This window comes from Solibacillus sp. R5-41, assembly GCF_002736105.1.
Classification (GTDB): Bacteria; Bacillota; Bacilli; order Bacillales_A; family Planococcaceae; genus Solibacillus.
This window is the reverse complement of record NZ_CP024123.1, coordinates 55,196-72,353: the sequence shown is the minus strand read 5'-3', so window position 1 is coordinate 72,353 and position 17,158 is coordinate 55,196. Positions and strand designations below refer to the sequence as shown.

Genomic DNA, 17,158 nt, shown 5'->3' with positions numbered 1-17,158 from the left:
ACTGCCACCTACTTCTTTCGATTTAACCATAATTGATATGCGGCCATGCGTCTACCAAGGGGTATTAAAAACCACTCTTTTTCTGCTAGCACACGTAGTCTCCCCACAACGGTCATAAATGTAAACGCGCCAACTCCTACAAGTAATAAACTATATAAAACGGCTGTTATGCGGCTGAATGACATGCCCTCTACAAGCTCATTCAACAGCCAAATCGTTCCTTCAACAGCGACAATCATCGCCACACTCGCCAACAATAAATGCCAATAAAATTGCCACTTTGCAAACGCTGCCTTCGTCCATTTTTTCAAATAAATAATGAGTGCAATCGCTGTAAGATAGAGCCCTATATTACTTGCAAGAGCAGCACCAACAATACCGAATTGTGCTATAAAAAGGGTATTCCCCAAGTATTTTACCGCAATACTCGTCACAAGAAAAATAGCCGGTAATTTTAATTTGCTATAGCCTTGTAAAATCGCTGTAAACGTTAAAATAATCGATAAAGGGATAATTTGCATGACATAAATGATTAACACATTCGATAGTGCATCCGTTGTAAACAGCATCTCATTCACATAGGGCATCACAACAATCAACCCAAGTGCCGCAGCTACACCAAATAACAGCGAACTGCGATACGTCAGCTGAATAAATGGCAATGCCCCGCGCCCACTCGTCTTTTTCGCTTTAAATGCTACAAGTGGAACAATCGCGAGCGAAAGTGATGAGGCAATGACAAGTCCAAGCTGGACAAGTGGTTGTCCTCTATCATAGATACCCTTTAACTCCATTGCCTGCTCTTTCCCCATACCCGATTCAATTAATAAAGGGTAAATCGTGAATGAGTCGACTAACTGGAAACATAATAATAAAAGGCCGCTCATACTAATGCTAATGCTATAAATTGTGACCTCTTTTATAATTGGCCACACCTTCATTTTTGTTTTCACATGCTCTTTCGGGGAGGGATTCCTCTTCACAAAAAATAACAATAATGAAATACCTGCAACTTCTCCGATCACCGTACCGAAAATCGCCATTTTCCCCGCTTCATAAACGGATTGCGTAAAGGACAGTAAAATAACCGTACCCATTAAAATAACCGCTACTCGAATCATTTGCTCAAAAACCTGTGCATACGCGACTGGTTTCATCATGCTATTTGCTTGAAAACATCCTTTTAAAACTGCCAATATCGGCATACATAGCGTCACAAAGGAACCGACTTGAAGGAGCGGCGCCAATTGTGGATCTTTCATTAATGCGGCTAAACTGTCTGCACCAAAAAATAAAAAACAAAAAAATATAATGGATAACACTAGTAAATAGTTGAAAATAACACGAGTCACCGCTCGTTTCTCGATTGGAGTGCCTCCTTGTGCCTCCAAATCCGCTAGTATCTTTGAAATGGCCACAGCAAATCCACTTGACGTCCATACAACAAAAAACGCGATAAATGGATACACTTGCTGGTACACATAAAAGCCTTGGTCACCAACTAAATTTTGATACGGTACACGATAAATGGCGCTAAGTATTTTTACGATGAGTGCAGCCACCGTAAGTAATAGTGCGCCTTTCATATAATTCTTCATTCCATAACTTTGAGAAGACATTCTAATTCCTTCCCCTTCTACATACAATAAGTTAAGTATAACACGAAAAGAGTGTCCGTCTTTTTTTAGAAATACGTTCCTATCCACAAAAAAACGCCCAACGAGTTGGACGTTCTTTTGCGTATTTAACTTTCCATTTGCTTTGCTAAAAAGTTAGCAGCCGTCTCAGCAGCTTTTTGTTCCACTTCTCCAATGAAATGCGCCTTTGATAATAAGTAAACAGCACCAATTGGATCACCATTTGAAATGATTGGCACCGCACAATAGGACTTCACTTGCTCATATTGTCCAGCGACTAGCTCTATCGTCATTTCAAGTTTTTCAACAACACTCGTCCTTGCTTTTATAATATCTTCGGCAAATGGTGTTAATCGTCTCGACAAATATTCTTTTTTAGATGCACCCGCGACCGCAATCATTTCATCACGATCACTTATAAAACTTGGTGTCCCTAATATTTCAAATAGTGACTGCACATATTCTTGCGCAAATTCACCTAAGTCGTTAATTGGAGAGTATTTTTTTAAAATAACTTCTCCTTCGCGGTCGGTATAGATCTCAAGTGGATCACCTTCACGAATCCGAAGCGTTCTACGTATTTCTTTCGGTATGACAACACGACCTAAATCATCAATACGACGTACTATTCCTGTTGCTTTCATCGTCTTCATTACCTCACCTTCACATCATTCAATAGCATGATGGTACTAGTATGGATTGAATTCGGGAATTATATGCAATTTCTTCATGAACTTTACGATAATTTCCACACATAAATTAGAGACTAAACACGATTTTTATGCAAGGCGTTTTCTGGTGGTCAAAAAGAAAAAGGACTATACAGCATAATTAAACACACGTATCACCAAACAGTTTCAACTCAATTAGAATAGGAGGCGTTTTTATGAAAGTAGACAGCACTTACGCTCGTTTCGATGCAAACCGGCAACAACAATATTATGCAGGTACCCATTTAGCCTACTATCCTAATGTGTTAAAAGAGCGTGCAATTGTTATTAATAAATTTGAAAACGGTATTTTTAAACGTTATTTAGAAAAAGCAAATGGACAGCGTGATTTAATTTCGACATCCACTACGCGTGAAAAACAGTTTTTAGCGCTTCGGCAAGAACATCGAAATCGCGAAGAATTATTGCAGCAATTAAATTATAAGAATGGAGTACATTATAGTGTGTCCAATGCACTTCATTTTTTACTTTAAAATCAAATAAAAAACGGATGAACATCTTTATTGATTTCATCCGTTTATTTTTTATGCCTTTTTTGCGTTCGAAATAATTTCCATCATCTTTTCAAGTACTTCCAACGGTGAATATTTTCCACATTTTTTATAATTCACTGTTACAATCAATTGAGTGCCTTCCATTCCGAAGCCAACTGCTTGCCCAAATTCCATCGACTGCTCCACAATTTTTGCACCATCTGACAGTGCTGTCCCTTGCTCAGATAATGTAATTGAAGCAACCTGTTGTTTTTCTTTAATGGATAAGACATCAGCCTGAGCTGCCCAAACCTTCATTCGAGCAATTCGCATTAAGCGCTCCGTTTCAGGCGGAATATCGCCAAAACGGTCTTGCATTTCATCGATAATTTCCAAGTAATCTTCCACACGTTCCATTGCTTTTATTCTCTTATACATTTGAATTTTTTGATATCCATCCGGAATATATGCATCTGGAATATACGCATCGACCTGGAGAATGATTTCAATATCAACTTTTTCTTCACGCTTCACACCACTACGACGTTCTTCCACAGCTTCTTCAAGCATTTGCGAATATAAATCAAAGCCGACCGAATCAATAAAGCCATGCTGTTGGGCACCGAGTAAATTTCCTGCTCCACGTATTGATAAGTCACGCATCGCAATTTTAAAGCCCGAACCAAGCTCCGTAAATTCTTTCACCGCCTGCAAACGCTGCTCTGCAACATCTGACAACACTTTATCACGCTCGTACATAAAATAGGCATACGCAATCCGACTTGAACGACCAACACGGCCGCGCAATTGGTATAGCTGTGATAATCCCATGCGATCGGCATCATGCACAATTAATGTATTTACATTTGGAATATCGACACCCGTTTCAATAATCGTCGTCGTCACAAGCACGTCATACTCCCCGTCAATAAAGGATAAAATAACAGACTCTAACTGTGCCTCTGTCATTCGACCATGCGCAAAAGCAACACGCGCATCCGGTACGAGCATTTGAATTTCCTCTACCCGTCTAGCCATATCTTCTACCCGATTGTATAAATAAAACGTTTGTCCGCCGCGCGCCATTTCACGTTCAATGGCTTCGCGGACAAGGGCCCCACTATGCTCCATCACATAGGTTTGTACAGGGAAACGGTTTTGAGGTGGCGTTTCAATGACCGATAAATCACGCACACCAACCATCGACATATGAAGTGTACGTGGAATTGGCGTTGCTGTCAGTGTCAGTACATCAATATTCGTTTTCAGCTGCTTAATTTTTTCCTTGTGCGTGACACCAAAACGTTGCTCTTCATCAACAATTAGTAAACCTAAATTTTGATACACAACGTCCTTGGACAAAACACGATGCGTGCCAATTACAATATCAACCGTTCCTTCACGTAACCCTTTTAATGTTTCTGTTTGCTGCTTTTTCGTACGGAAGCGACTTAACAAGCCAACATTCATCGCAAATTCCTCAAAACGCTTATGAATCGTTTCGTAATGTTGTTGCGCTAATATGGTTGTCGGTACTAAGAATGCTACTTGCTTACCATCAAGTATCGCTTTAAATGCTGCACGAATGGCCACTTCAGTTTTACCATACCCAACATCTCCACAAACAAGTCGGTCCATTGGTCGTTCACGTTCCATATCATGTTTCACTTCGATAATTGTACGTAACTGATCCTCTGTCTCTTCATATGGAAAAGCATCCTCAAAATTACGCTGCTCATCTGTATCCGGAGCAAAGGCAAAGCCTACTTCTGCCTCACGCTGGGCATAAAGCTTAATTAAATCATCCGCAATATCTTGTACCGCAGACGATACTTTTGCCTTTGTCTTTTTCCATTCCGGTCCGCCTAGCTTATGAAGTTTCGTTTCTTTATCTTCAGCTCCAACATAACGCTGAATTAAATCAATTTGATCAACGGGCACAAATAGTTTATCATCTGCACGATAGCGCACATGTAAATAATCTTGATGTATACCATCAATGACAAGCGTTTCAATTCCAATATACTTCCCGATACCATGATGCACATGGACAACATAGTCGCCTGGTTTAATTTCGGTATATGATTTAATACGCTCGGCATTCGTCATTTTTTGTGGACGTGCTTTTTTCTTTTGCTGTTGCTTGAACAATTCATCCTCTGTAATGACCGCAATTTTTTGTAAAGGTAGTTCAAAACCAGCTACCAACGTTGCATGAATAATATAAATGCCCGGTTCCTTATGAAATCCAATTGCTGTAGAAATTTGATAATCATCGAGCATCTTCTGCATGGATTTTAAGCGTTCATCACTTGTGACTGTAATAAGAACCGTATAATTTTCCTGCTGCCAGCGCGCAATTTCATTTTGTAATAAGGCAATTTGCCCGTGAAATTGTTGCATCGGCTTACATGAAAAATTCGTAGTTTTCTTAAATTTAATACCTGAAAAAGTACGTGTAAACAGAGCAAAATAAAGCGTTGGCTGCTCTAGCATCGCCAATACTTCCTTTAACGAATATGAAGGTTTTACCTCATGGAGCATTTTTCCCTCTTCAATTAAGGATAAAAACCATTCATTTTCCTCTCGTTCCCATGCATCCATCACTTCTTGAATACGACCCAATTCATCAAATAAAATGAGCCCATCTTTCGCGAAATAATCCCCTAAAAAAGCAGGGCGCTCAAATAATAAGGAGCCATATTTAGCAATATGGTCCGGTAATTGTCCTTGGCGTAATAATTCAATATCCTGCCCGATACTTTGTAAAAGGAGCTCTTGAGTTTCCTTCTTTTTCACCTTTTTTAAGCTATTCGCAAGTGCTGACTCTAGGCGCTCTGCAATCGTCAGTCGCTCACTTGCTGCCAGTAAAATTTCAGTTGCTGGTAAAATTTCAATGTGCTCTCGCTTTTCAATAGAACGCTGGTCATCTGCAGAAAAGGTACGAATTGAATCGACTTCTGTATCAAATAGTTCAATTCGGATTGGGGATTCTAAATAAGGTGGATAAATGTCCATTATGCCCCCACGCATCGCAAATTCCCCGGGTGTTGTCACCATTTGACTGCGTGTATATCCCATTTCAACAAGTTGGTGAAGCCATTGTTCAATGTCCAGTTCTTGACCAATGGCCGTTTGTAAATCATTGTTGACCCAATCCATTGGCCTATTTAATAATTTTCGCATCCCTGCTACTGGAATGACGTAAATTCCCAGTTCACCCTTCACCAGTCGACCAATCGTCGCGATACGCTGTGCTCGCAACTCTGGTGATGATGTCGTCATATTTGCTGCTATAAATTCCTCAGCAGGATAATAATGAATCCATTCCTCACCGATTAAAGAGCCTAGATCATCTACGAGTTTTTGTGCCTGCAATAAATTCGGTGAAATGATATAAATGGATTTCTTTGTTTCTTTAAAAATCGATTGAATAAGTGCTGGCCTTGCACTACCTGTTAGTCCAGTAATCAATTGCTCATTTGCTGAACCATCTTTTATTTGCTGGAGTAAATTATGAATCTGTTTATCTTGTAAAAATAACTGATGAAAAGTATCCACACAAAATCTCCTTTCTTATCTAAATGTAACTATATTCGAAACGGAAAAAGCCTTGGCGCAATATCTGCGACCAAAGCAACTCCTTTACTGTAACCATTTTTTCAATGCGTAGTAATCTGGAAATTGTCGTAAAGATTCTTCACAATGCTCACAAATACTGTGAACAGTTGTTTCTCCACGCTCATTCTTTTCAATGTAATCATCGACTTCTCCAATTTCAAACTGATGAAGCTTGCGAATGGTTTCATCTGCATCAAAAGGTAGCGTGCCCATCTCTACTTCACAATGCCTGCAACGGTAACGTACAGCCATTTTAAAGCCCCCTTTAAATACTTAATCTATTTAAAGTATAGCCTTCCAATTCCTTAATTATGCACCGTTAAATTGATTCATCACATCTAAAAATGGTTTTGTTAAGGCTACTTCTACCGCATCGCAGCACTTGCCAATGGCATCTTGTACGACGGGTTGATCTTCTTTAGAAAATTTTGATAGTACATAATCCGCTACTTTCATGCCCGCTTGTGGACGATCCACACCGACACGAATTCGGTTAAACTCCTGTGTGCCTAAATGTTGAATTAATGACTTAATCCCATTATGCCCACCAGCACTCCCTTTACCACGCAATCGTAATTTACCCGTTTCTAAATCTAAATCATCGTAAATGACAACAATATCTGCTACGTCAACATCATAATAGTCCATTAACGGACGAACGCATTCACCCGATAAATTCATATATGTTAATGGCTTCAATAAAATGACTTTTCCTTCAGGACGATGCACGGTTGCATACATGCCATTAAATTTGGATTGATTTAATGGCGTATTCCATTCTTTGGCTAGCGCATCAATTACGTCAAATCCGATATTATGACGCGTCTGCTCATACGGTTTGCCTGGATTTCCTAAGCCAATAATAAGTTTCATTCGTAATCGCATCCTTTTTCTCTAATCGTAGCCTATTTTATCATATATTCTAACTGAAGAACTGCCGATTGTGTTACTCGACACGCATTTCTTTATTGTGCTTGAGGGCATACATAAAGAAAAATCCAACAGCTGCTAGAAAACGAACTGCGGTAGACATATACATAGCTGTTTCCATCGAGAAAGCTTCAAGTATCCATATACCGATTTGTGGTGAGGCAAATGCAATGATTGCAAGCAAAACATTATAAGTAGTAATACAATATGTTCGAATTTCCGACGGCGAGTTTTCTAATAATAAATTAAATAAAATTAATGTCGTACCGGCTACAAAAAAACCCGCTAGCATATTCATCGCCACTAAATAATAGTGATTTGTCGATAGAACCGTCAATAATGGCGCAGAGGACATCCCGAACGCTACCCACACAAAGACACGCATATTGCCGTATTTTAGAGACCACTTCCGCCATAATGAAAACGAAAAAATTTGGGCAATCATGCTGCCGACGTTGAACATACTTACCCAAAAAATTGTCGCCTCTGCATAGCGTACGTTGTAAATATTAAAAAGCCCCCATGCCATTTGCCAGCCAACATTAAAGCCAAGTGCTACGACTAAAAAGAGCACATATCGATTGTTTTTAAATATAGACCAATCCATTGCACGTTTCTTTTCAATCGACACCTCACGAATAGGCTCGTCATGCTTCAATAAAAAATAGAGTTCTATAATACCGATTAAAAATGTCAGCATAAATAAAATTTGATAGGCTATTTTACTCGTCGTTGCATCTTTCATCACAATCCCAATTGTCAGTGTGACAACTAGCCCCACAATTGTTAACAAACGATTGCGGTCACTAAAAAAATGGGCCCTTCGATGATCTTCAATAATATTGCCTATGAATGATTGCCAACCCATATTAGCGAGCGTATTTGGAATGCTCATTATGGCAATTAACAGAAGCAATATCCATGACGCAATACTTTCCGGAACATAGCTAACAAAAGCAATGAGCAATAATACAAAACGGGCAGCTAAAATCGAAAATGCAACGAGCTTTTTCTGTTTAATCGCTTTGTTCAACAATATCGCAGCCGGTAACGTCATAAACAACGTAACTAATGGAGGCAGCGAACTAATTAATCCCACTTGATAATTGGTTGCACCTAATATCGTCATTGCAAAAATAGGTATATAGCTATTCGACATATTGGCCGCAACAGCAGATGCCATACCATGATAAATACTCATTTTTTCATTATGTGTTCTCATGATTACCTCGAATATTCATAATATTTACTAATTATATCTCATTATACTGAATTCCTTTCGTAAGTCGAAGTTTTTTTGAAATAACTAATTGTCGCTTTTAAAAAATGAATTAAAAACAGAAAAACCAGTTTAGGGACGCGAAATCCCTAAACTGGTTTTTATCTACTGAAATACGTTCAAATATACCTCGGCTAACTCTACTCTTGTCCAGATTTTTTCGAGCACTCTCGAAAAACTACCCTAAAAAATCTGTGATATCCGCCGGGGCATGAAATTGCTTCAGCCGGGGTTGAACCATGGCTGAAGTAATTTCGATTAGTCAAATAATGTACTTACAGATTTATTTTCATATACGCGTGAAATAGCTTCTGCCATTAATTTCGCTACAGAAATTTGCTTAATTTTTGGTGATAATTTTTCTTCACCTAATTGAATTGTATTCGTTACGACTAATTCTTTAATTGAAGAGTTTTCGATGCGATCAATTGCAGGACCTGAAAGCACTGGGTGTGAACAACAAGCATACACTTCTTTTGCACCGCTCTTAATTAATGCTTCTGCACCAATTGTGATTGTGCCTGCCGTATCAATAATATCATCAATTAAAATACAAATTTTACCATCGACGTTACCAACGATATTCATAACTTCTGCTACGTTCGGTTTTGGACGGCGTTTGTCGATTATGGCGATTGGTGCTTTTAAACGTTCCGCCATTTTACGAGCACGTGTAACTCCACCATGGTCAGGAGATACGATTACGACATCCTCTGAATTTAAACCTTTTGAACTGAAGTAGTCTGCTAATAACGGAACTGCTACTAAATGATCAATTAAAATATCAAAGAAACCTTGAATTTGAGGTGCGTGTAAGTCTAGTACGATTACACGAGTTGCACCAGCCGTTTCTAATAAGTTTGCTACTAACTTAGCAGTAATTGGTTCACGTGCTTTTGCTTTACGATCTTGACGTGCATAGCCGTAGTAAGGCATTACAACGTTAACCGTGCGAGCAGATGCACGTTTTACAGCATCAACCATAATTAAAAGTTCCATTAAATGCTCATTTACAGGAGCAGAAGTAGATTGAACGATGAATACGTCACATCCACGAATACTTTCTTCAATGCTAATTTGGACTTCTCCATCACTGAAGTGTTTTACAGATGATTTTCCTAGTTCTACGCCCATTTCATCAGCAATCTCTTTAGCTAAAGGATTGTTTGAGTTTAATGAGAAGATTTTTAATTTTGAGTCAGCGTATTGATACGGCATGATGGCCTCCTGTATTTTGAATAATTTTATTTTGAATTTAATTTACTAACATAGTTTTGCTTATTTTCCTGACGCGCACGCGCAATTGCTAATGCATCTCCTGGCACTTCTTTTGTAATTGTAGAACCGGCAGCAATGAACGAACCCTTACCAAGCTTCACTGGCGCTACTAAGTTAGAATTGCACCCTACAAATACATCATCTTCAATAATTGTTTTAAACTTGTTTTTTCCGTCATAGTTCACAGTAATCGAACCACAACCGACATTAACATTGTTACCAATTTCAGCATCGCCAATATAGCTTAAGTGGGAAACTTTCGTGTCATCCCCTAAAGTACTTTTCTTCACTTCAACAAAGTTACCAATTTTTACATGGTTTCCTAGTGAAGAATCTGGACGAAGATGTGCAAATGGCCCAACGGATGTTTCATCACCTACACGGCTATTTAACACAACCGAGCTATGAATTTTTGTACTGTTTCCAATTATACTTTGTACAATATGACTGTTTGGACCAATATGGCAATCCTCACCAATCACAGTTTTTCCTTCAATGATGACGCCAGGTAAAATTACAGAATCGCTGCCGATGATTGCATCCGCGCTAATATGTGTCGTAGCAGGATTAATAATCGTTACCCCATTACGCATATGACGTTCATTAATACGAGCTCGCATTAATTCTTCTGCTTGCGATAACGCAAAACGATCATTTACACCTAATGTTTCATCGAAATTATCCGTCACATAAGCCGATACAATTTCACCTTGCTTTTGTAAAATTTCAATGACATCTGGTAAATAATATTCACCTTGCGCATTATCATTATTCACTTGCTTTAATGCAGCAAATAATGCTTGATTGTCAAAGCAATACGTACCTGTGTTAATCTCTTTCACAAGCTGTTGTTCCGGTGTTGCATCCTTCTGTTCAACAATTTGCGAAACTTGACCTTGAGCATCGCGTAAAATTCGGCCATATCCAGTTGGATTTTCTGCAACTGCTGTCAAAATAGTCGCTTTTGCCTGTTGTTTCTCATGATGCGCAAATAAAGCTTGCATTGTTTCCGGTCGAATTAATGGCGTATCTCCACAAACAACAAGAGTTGTACCTTCTAACTCACATAAAATGGGCTCTGCTTGTAAAACTGCATGGGCCGTACCAAGTTGCTCTGCCTGTATAACATACTCACTTTTTTCACCAAGTGTTTCTTTTACAAGCTCTGCACCATGTCCGACAACCGTTACAATTTGTTGTACATCAAGCAATCCAATATGGTCAACCACATGCTCTACCATTGGCTTTCCACATACCGGATGTAACACTTTATATAATTTGGACTTCATTCGTGTACCCTGACCAGCAGCCAAAATAACTGCATAAATATTTGTCATTTACAAGTCCTCCAATTTAGCTCATTTTCTCTTATGACTATATAGTAAATTCACTTCATTTTCAAGGTATTCAGACTTGACAAAACTTTGAATGAAAAACTTTTTCATCTGTTCGACACTTTTTAATTTCTCAGTTGAGCGAGGGAATATCGCACACGGAAACAACGAATGATCATCTATTCTATACTTTCACGGAAATACCTTATTTTAAACAAACTTTTCTTCATCCGTAATTATTCAAACACTTACTAACCAGAAGTTAATCTAGAAAATGACCATACAAAAAAGGACCTTCTCAAAAATGAGGGGTCCCCCGTTGATTACGTTAAGGCGTAATTGATTAAGTAGTTACTTCTTCAAATTCTAATACGGCTTCTGTGTCTCCATCAGAATTTGCGTGGTATGCTTCAAGTACAATATCTTGAATTTTATTGCGCGTATTTGAATTAATCGGATGTGCAATGTCGCGGAATTCTCCATCCGGTGTTCTCTTACTAGGCATAGCAACAAATAAACCCGTATTTCCATCAATTACGCGAATATCATGAACGACAAATTCATCATCTAGTGTAATTGAGGCGATTGCTCGCATGCGTCCCTCTGTTTGAACTCGGCGTAATCTTACAGCAGTTACTTCCATTCTCTAATTCCTCCCCTTCTTGGATGCTCTTCTTCGATAAATAGTAGTATTCTATAAAAATAGAGAAACACCTTCTAATTTTTAAGAACTTTCTCAAAAATTAGAATCGTTCATCAATAGGATACAATAAATTGTCATTTTATTCTATTATATATTTCAAAAAAGTAGGGGAGTTCATTGCAATCTTCTATTTTCCGTCATCTTTTTGCTTGTATCTATATTTTATATTTCCCCGAAAAAAAGCTACACCACTTTTAAAAGGGTATAGCTTGGACAAATTATTTTTGATTATTTGACTAATGCAATGACTTCAATTTCTACTTTTACGTCTTTTGGTAAACGCGCCACTTCAACAGCAGAGCGTGCTGGTTTATGTGCTCCAAAATGTGATGCATACACTTCATTCATTGCCACAAAGTCGTTCATATCTTTCATAAAGACCGTCGTTTTCACAACTTGATCTAACGATGAGCCCGCTGCTGTAAGTACCGCTTTTAAATTTTCAAATACTTGGTTTGTTTGGACTTCAATGTCCCCATCTACTAGTTCCCCAGATGCCGTTAACGGAATTTGTCCTGACGAGTAAAACACGTTATTAACGATCATTCCTTGTGCATATGGTCCGATAGCTGCTGGCGCGTTTGTTGTTGAAACTGCTTTCATATCTACTCTCTCCCCTTTGAAAAATAGTTTCCTTCACTTAATGCAATTGTTCGGTCTTTCTCGTTTACTTCATGTAATTTTACTAGTGAATAATAATCATCAACTAATGTTTCATCCGCATGCTCTGCTTCTACTAAAACAGCAATGCCTGCTAGCTCACAATCAAATTCCTCTAGTAAATTCTTCATACCATTCATCGTACCGCCAACTTTCATAAAGTCGTCGGTAATGAGAACACGTTGCCCACTCTTCATGCTACGTTTAGATAAAACCATCGTTTGAATACGACGGGAAGACCCTGAAACATAATTAATACTGACCGTTGAACCTTCCGTAACTTTACTATCACGGCGTACAACAACTACTGGAACATTTAAATGTCTTGCAATAGCATGTGCAATCGAAATCCCTTTTGTTGCTACCGTCATTATAACATCGATTTTTTGCTCAGCAAATACGCTTGCAAAAACCTTGCCTACGCGGTTCATTAAACTTGGATTTCCCAATAAATCTGTCATAAACAAATAACCACCCGGAAGTAGGCGATCTGATTGACCTAATTCAATAATTAATTCCCCGGCGATTTCATGAACTTCTTGCTCCGCCATTTTTGGTATATATTTTACGCCACCCGCTGCCCCCGGTACGGTTATTAGCAGCCCGATTCCTTTTTCTTCAAATGTTTCTTTTACAATTGTTAAATCCTCACTTATGGAAGATTTTGCAGAATTGTAGAGATCCGAAAAATAAGTTAGCGGGATCAGCTGATGTGGATGCTCAAGCAAATAATATGTCATATCTACAAGGCGTTCACTACGCTTCCATTTCATGCGACCCTCTCCTAAACATTAATTTTTTTAAAAATACGAATATTACTAGTCAAACTAACATAATTATACGCGTTTAAGCAAGTGGATTTCGATCCCCTAGCATTCGAACTACATATACTTCCTCACAAAAACCGCGTAATCCGTTATAAATTCGGCTGACACGCGCTTCATTATCTACCAGTCCAAATACTGTTGGACCACTCCCACTCATTAGTACAGCATCTGCACCAAATCGTTGCATTTGCTCTTTTATCGTCACCACTTCTGGATATAATTCAAATGTTACAGATTCTAAAACATTCCCTAAAGATGCACAAAGTAACGAATAATCATTGGTTTCAATTGCCTCCATCATTTGTGCAGTGTTAGGATGATTAATCTGATCTACTTTCAATCCACCATAAATATCTGCAGTTGAAACGCCAATTTTCGGCTTGGCTAAAATAACCCAACACGTTGGCGGCACAGGTAGTTCTTTTATTTTTTCACCACGTCCTGTTGCTAAAGCAGTACCTCCATAAACGCAAAACGATACGTCCGAACCAATTTTTGCGCCGTGTTCAGCGAGCTCGTCTAATGATAAGTTTAAATTCCAAAGCTCATTTAAACCGCGTAATGTGGCCGCCGCATCACTACTTCCGCCAGCTAAACCAGCTGCAATTGGGATTTGCTTTTCGATCGTAATTGTTACCCCTTCACTTAGGCCATATGTATTTTTCAACAATTCCGCTGCTTGATAGGCAAAATTTCGATTATCATCTGGTACAAAACGATCGGCTGATACAATTTTTATTTGCCCGTCTTTACGTGTTTCTAGCCCAATACGATCGGCTAAATCCACTGTTGTCATAATCATTTCTACTTCGTGGTAATTATCCGGACGTTTATATAGTACATCTAAAGTTAAATTAATTTTTGCGGGTGCTTTTACATAAAGCATCGAATATTCCTCCTCGTGTAAGGCACGCATGTAATTTATACGTTATCAATTTATTAATGTACTTATTTTACCACACGAAGGAGGAGAACATTGAACTTTAAACGTTAACAATTTTAGTGACTTTCAATTTATCTTAATTCTAATGGAAAAGAGCGGAAAAATCCCTTTTAAGGATTTCACCGCCCAATGTGTCAACTTACTTTTGTGTATTTTGCATCGATTGACTGGCCAATTGTTTTTGACCCATTTCAACCGCGTACTTTACCATGTTACCTGCATCACGGGCCCTAATACCGCCCCAACCTTCACGTTCGACGACATCATAAAATCCGAGTTCCTTGGCGATCTCTTCTTTAAGACGGTACGACATGATTTTTTGTTTTGCCATGCAGAAAACCTCCTTTGTTGAAAGTTCCTTTGTTTAAATTAAACATCGGCTTTCTTGATCAAAAGTTTCGTTGACCTTTCTAGTATGTACAAAAAATAAAAAGACATACGTTGGCTAACTTGATGATAATTAAGAAGGCTAAATCATTGATTTTAGGAGGATTAGGATTTCTTTAAATTTTTTTGCCCACTAAAAAAACACTCAAAAATGAGTGCTTTTATCAAGTATACCTTGGCGTACTTGTGACCAGATTTTACCCAGCAGGCTCAATAAAATCCGTTTAAAAATCTGTGACATCCGTCAGGGCTTAACTTCTTTCAGCGGGTGCCCAAAACATCTGCTGAAAGAAGTTAAAATATTAAAAATAAGTACTAGAAAAACTATTTGACGGCTGCAACTGCATCATCTAAAAAAGTAATCTCTACTGCTTCTGTAAGTATATCTGTGTAACTGTAAGATACGCGCTTAAACGCACTGTTTTCTTGATTAAGCTCAACGACGAATATTGCGTGATAAGTTTCGCTTAAAACCCCTTCACATTCAATCGTTTTCTTGCGACCACCGTTTGCTCGTAATTGCAAACGTTTACCCAAATGACCATCTAACAACTTTTTAATGTCTGCTAAAGTTTTTGGCATTTTCGCATACACCTCACTATTAAATACTTTAACATGAAGTGAAATATTTGTCAATAAAATATAATATTTTATCACCAAAAAACCCAAACCGTCAACTCTTTTATATGCGTTTTTCAGATTTTTTTTGAACACTATTCATTTTATTGTCTCATACAAAAGTTTGGGTGTAGGAAATCTGCCAATTGACCGAATTCTTGGATCGTTAATGTCTCTCCTCGTCGAGATGGGTCAATTCCAGCTTTCTCTAATGCTTCTATAATTTTTTGCTTATTTTGCTTGCCATTCATTAAACCATTTTGTAAATTATTTAAAATTGTTTTACGACGCTGTGCAAATGAAGCACGGGATACTTCAAATAAGAAGTCTTCATCAATTACTTGAACAGGCGGTGTGTCATGCTTAATTAATCGAATCACAGCTGAATCAACATTTGGTTGTGGCATAAATACCGTTTTTGGTACAATCATAGCCACTTCTGCCGTCATATAATATTGGATGGCAATCGATAATGAGCCGTACGCTTTAGTACCAGGCTTTGCAGAAATGCGGTCAGCTACTTCCTTTTGCATCATAACTACAAACCCGCGAATTGGTAAACGATCGTTTAATAGTTTCATTAAAATTGGCGTTGTTACATAATAAGGTAAATTTGCGACAACCATAATGTCTTCAATTCCTGGAAATTCCTGTTCAATTACGTTCACTACATCTGCTTTTAAAATATCTGAGTGGACAATTTTTACATTATCGTACGGGCTTAGTGTATCTTCTAATACCGGCAATAAGCGCTGATCAATTTCAAACGATACTACTTTTTTCGCTTCACGTGCTAAATGTTCTGTTAAGGCACCAATCCCCGGTCCTACTTCGATTGCACCACTGTTTTCTGTTAAGTTCGCATGACTCACGATATTACGTAAAATATTTGGGTCAATTAAAAAGTTTTGCCCTAAACTTTTTTTGAATGAAAATCCGTATTTTTCCAATATTTCTTTTGTGCGAATTGGCGTTGCAATGTCTTTATACATGCTGTTCCTCCTGATCTAATTCTTGAATAGCTTCTGCAAATTGTTCCGTCGTAATTTGGAACATCATTAATCGTTTATGGAGCTGTTTTCCATTGGTCATGCCTATATTTAAAATCTCTCCTAATTGATCACGTCTTGCTTTTGATTGTGGATGACCAATTAATCGAGCCATCATTAAATCTTCTAATGTAATTTGTTCTATTATTTGTGAATCCGTTAGTGTATACACATTGGCCAGTGCCTCACGTATATCCGCGTCACTCGCATGTTCAATGCCTAAGCCTTTACCATTTTTCGCAATCGTTTTTGCTTTGGCTAAAAACGCATGCTTCACACCCGGTACACGCTCTTCAATAATGGCGCGAATCCGGCGTCCAGGATAATCGGGATCTGTAAAAACAATAACCCCTCGCTTTTTTTGAGCATGGGCGATCCGGCGAAGCGCTTCTTCAGAAATTGCTGATCCATTTGTTTCAATTGTATCGGCACCTGTCGCTCGTTTAATGGCTGTTGTGTCGTCTTTCCCCTCTACAACAATAATCTCTTGTATATCCAAGAAACGTTCCTCATTTCTAACTTAGTCTTTCGCTATTTTACCATAATTAACGGCTGCTTACTTCGCTTATGGTTCTTCTTGTGTTTCACAGAGAAAATTGCACCTGTTCATTACTAGCATGAAGATACATCACCTGCTCTAAGAACTCGCTTTAAAATACCATTTTTCTTCCCCACTAAAAAAGCTTTC

General features: G+C 38.3%; 17 protein-coding genes. 1 reads left to right on the top strand and 16 read right to left on the bottom strand.

All coding sequences use genetic code 11. From position 1 onward, the window contains the following. Positions 1–8: 8 nt before the first annotated feature. Together CSE16_RS00330 and spoVT are read right to left on the bottom strand one after the other, a co-directional pair. Positions 9–1,619, bottom strand: coding sequence for a putative polysaccharide biosynthesis protein (locus CSE16_RS00330; protein WP_099422052.1), 1,611 nt, complete (start codon positions 1,617–1,619; stop codon positions 9–11). A gap of 125 nt (positions 1,620–1,744) precedes the next feature. After that, positions 1,745–2,281: a stage V sporulation protein T gene (gene spoVT / locus CSE16_RS00325; RefSeq protein ID WP_099425704.1), complete on the bottom strand. Its 537-nt coding sequence runs from the start codon at positions 2,279–2,281 to the stop codon at positions 1,745–1,747. A gap of 242 nt (positions 2,282–2,523) precedes the next feature. Here spoVT and CSE16_RS00320 point away from each other — a divergent pair, with 242 nt between their 5' ends. Further along, positions 2,524–2,841 carry a hypothetical protein gene (locus tag CSE16_RS00320; protein WP_099422051.1) on the top strand — a complete coding sequence of 106 codons (318 nt, stop codon included), beginning with the start codon at positions 2,524–2,526 and terminating at the stop codon, positions 2,839–2,841. Positions 2,842–2,892: 51 nt separating this feature from the next. Here the strand turns inward: CSE16_RS00320 and mfd are convergent, their stop codons facing one another. From mfd to rnmV, 14 genes are all read right to left on the bottom strand, one after another. Beyond that, positions 2,893–6,402, bottom strand: a complete 3,510-nt coding sequence (gene mfd / locus CSE16_RS00315; RefSeq protein ID WP_099422050.1) for a transcription-repair coupling factor — start codon at positions 6,400–6,402, stop codon at positions 2,893–2,895. Between the two features lie 84 nt (positions 6,403–6,486). Beyond that, a complete protein-coding gene (locus CSE16_RS00310) occupies positions 6,487–6,714 on the bottom strand; it encodes an anti-sigma-F factor Fin family protein (protein ID WP_099422049.1) in 228 nt (75 codons plus the stop codon). Between the two features lie 57 nt (positions 6,715–6,771). Then, positions 6,772–7,335, bottom strand: coding sequence for an aminoacyl-tRNA hydrolase (gene pth, locus CSE16_RS00305; protein WP_099422048.1), 564 nt, complete (start codon positions 7,333–7,335; stop codon positions 6,772–6,774). 73 nt (positions 7,336–7,408) lie between these two features. Further along, positions 7,409–8,614, bottom strand: a complete 1,206-nt coding sequence (locus CSE16_RS00300; RefSeq protein ID WP_099422047.1) for an MFS transporter — start codon at positions 8,612–8,614, stop codon at positions 7,409–7,411. 315 nt (positions 8,615–8,929) lie between these two features. Continuing rightward, positions 8,930–9,889, bottom strand: coding sequence for a ribose-phosphate diphosphokinase (locus CSE16_RS00295; RefSeq protein ID WP_099422046.1), 960 nt, complete (start codon positions 9,887–9,889; stop codon positions 8,930–8,932). Between the two features lie 26 nt (positions 9,890–9,915). Beyond that, positions 9,916–11,286, bottom strand: coding sequence for a bifunctional UDP-N-acetylglucosamine diphosphorylase/glucosamine-1-phosphate N-acetyltransferase GlmU (gene glmU, locus CSE16_RS00290; RefSeq protein ID WP_099422045.1), 1,371 nt, complete (start codon positions 11,284–11,286; stop codon positions 9,916–9,918). Between the two features lie 340 nt (positions 11,287–11,626). Next, a complete protein-coding gene (gene spoVG / locus CSE16_RS00285; protein ID WP_099422044.1) occupies positions 11,627–11,926 on the bottom strand; it encodes a septation regulator SpoVG in 300 nt (99 codons plus the stop codon). A 288-nt stretch (positions 11,927–12,214) separates the two neighbouring features. Continuing rightward, a complete protein-coding gene (locus CSE16_RS00280) occupies positions 12,215–12,589 on the bottom strand; it encodes a RidA family protein (RefSeq protein ID WP_099422043.1) in 375 nt (124 codons plus the stop codon). Between the two features lie 2 nt (positions 12,590–12,591). Next, entirely contained in the window at positions 12,592–13,419 is an 828-nt protein-coding gene (purR, locus tag CSE16_RS00275; RefSeq protein WP_099422042.1) for a pur operon repressor, read from the bottom strand. 73 nt (positions 13,420–13,492) lie between these two features. Then, positions 13,493–14,359, bottom strand: a complete 867-nt coding sequence (gene ispE / locus CSE16_RS00270; RefSeq protein ID WP_099422041.1) for a 4-(cytidine 5'-diphospho)-2-C-methyl-D-erythritol kinase — start codon at positions 14,357–14,359, stop codon at positions 13,493–13,495. Between the two features lie 196 nt (positions 14,360–14,555). After that, positions 14,556–14,747, bottom strand: coding sequence for a small, acid-soluble spore protein, alpha/beta type (locus tag CSE16_RS00265; protein ID WP_099422040.1), 192 nt, complete (start codon positions 14,745–14,747; stop codon positions 14,556–14,558). A gap of 380 nt (positions 14,748–15,127) precedes the next feature. Next, a complete protein-coding gene (gene veg, locus CSE16_RS00260) occupies positions 15,128–15,385 on the bottom strand; it encodes a biofilm formation stimulator Veg (RefSeq protein WP_099425703.1) in 258 nt (85 codons plus the stop codon). A 140-nt stretch (positions 15,386–15,525) separates the two neighbouring features. Then, positions 15,526–16,413, bottom strand: a complete 888-nt coding sequence (rsmA, locus tag CSE16_RS00255; protein WP_099422039.1) for a 16S rRNA (adenine(1518)-N(6)/adenine(1519)-N(6))-dimethyltransferase RsmA — start codon at positions 16,411–16,413, stop codon at positions 15,526–15,528. Continuing rightward, entirely contained in the window at positions 16,406–16,969 is a 564-nt protein-coding gene (gene rnmV, locus CSE16_RS00250) for a ribonuclease M5 (RefSeq protein ID WP_099422038.1), read from the bottom strand. The genes rsmA and rnmV overlap by 8 nt, the downstream gene beginning before the upstream one ends. Positions 16,970–17,158 lie beyond the last annotated feature (189 nt).

What these genes read in the sequence shown, in the direction of transcription:
- CSE16_RS00330 (WP_099422052.1), bottom strand. Translation starts at nt 1,619, where the DNA reads ATGTCTTCTCAAAGTTATGGAATGAAGAATTATATGAAAGGCGCACTA.
- spoVT (WP_099425704.1), bottom strand. Translation starts at nt 2,281, where the DNA reads ATGAAAGCAACAGGAATAGTACGTCGTATTGATGATTTAGGTCGTGTT.
- CSE16_RS00320 (WP_099422051.1), top strand. Translation starts at nt 2,524, where the DNA reads ATGAAAGTAGACAGCACTTACGCTCGTTTCGATGCAAACCGGCAACAA.
- CSE16_RS00310 (WP_099422049.1), bottom strand. Translation starts at nt 6,714, where the DNA reads ATGGCTGTACGTTACCGTTGCAGGCATTGTGAAGTAGAGATGGGCACG.
- pth (WP_099422048.1), bottom strand. Translation starts at nt 7,335, where the DNA reads ATGAAACTTATTATTGGCTTAGGAAATCCAGGCAAACCGTATGAGCAG.
- CSE16_RS00300 (WP_099422047.1), bottom strand. Translation starts at nt 8,614, where the DNA reads ATGAGAACACATAATGAAAAAATGAGTATTTATCATGGTATGGCATCT.
- CSE16_RS00295 (WP_099422046.1), bottom strand. Translation starts at nt 9,889, where the DNA reads ATGCCGTATCAATACGCTGACTCAAAATTAAAAATCTTCTCATTAAAC.
- glmU (WP_099422045.1), bottom strand. Translation starts at nt 11,286, where the DNA reads ATGACAAATATTTATGCAGTTATTTTGGCTGCTGGTCAGGGTACACGA.
- spoVG (WP_099422044.1), bottom strand. Translation starts at nt 11,926, where the DNA reads ATGGAAGTAACTGCTGTAAGATTACGCCGAGTTCAAACAGAGGGACGC.
- CSE16_RS00280 (WP_099422043.1), bottom strand. Translation starts at nt 12,589, where the DNA reads ATGAAAGCAGTTTCAACAACAAACGCGCCAGCAGCTATCGGACCATAT.
- purR (WP_099422042.1), bottom strand. Translation starts at nt 13,419, where the DNA reads ATGAAATGGAAGCGTAGTGAACGCCTTGTAGATATGACATATTATTTG.
- ispE (WP_099422041.1), bottom strand. Translation starts at nt 14,359, where the DNA reads ATGCTTTATGTAAAAGCACCCGCAAAAATTAATTTAACTTTAGATGTA.
- CSE16_RS00265 (WP_099422040.1), bottom strand. Translation starts at nt 14,747, where the DNA reads ATGGCAAAACAAAAAATCATGTCGTACCGTCTTAAAGAAGAGATCGCC.
- veg (WP_099425703.1), bottom strand. Translation starts at nt 15,385, where the DNA reads ATGCCAAAAACTTTAGCAGACATTAAAAAGTTGTTAGATGGTCATTTG.
- rsmA (WP_099422039.1), bottom strand. Translation starts at nt 16,413, where the DNA reads ATGTATAAAGACATTGCAACGCCAATTCGCACAAAAGAAATATTGGAA.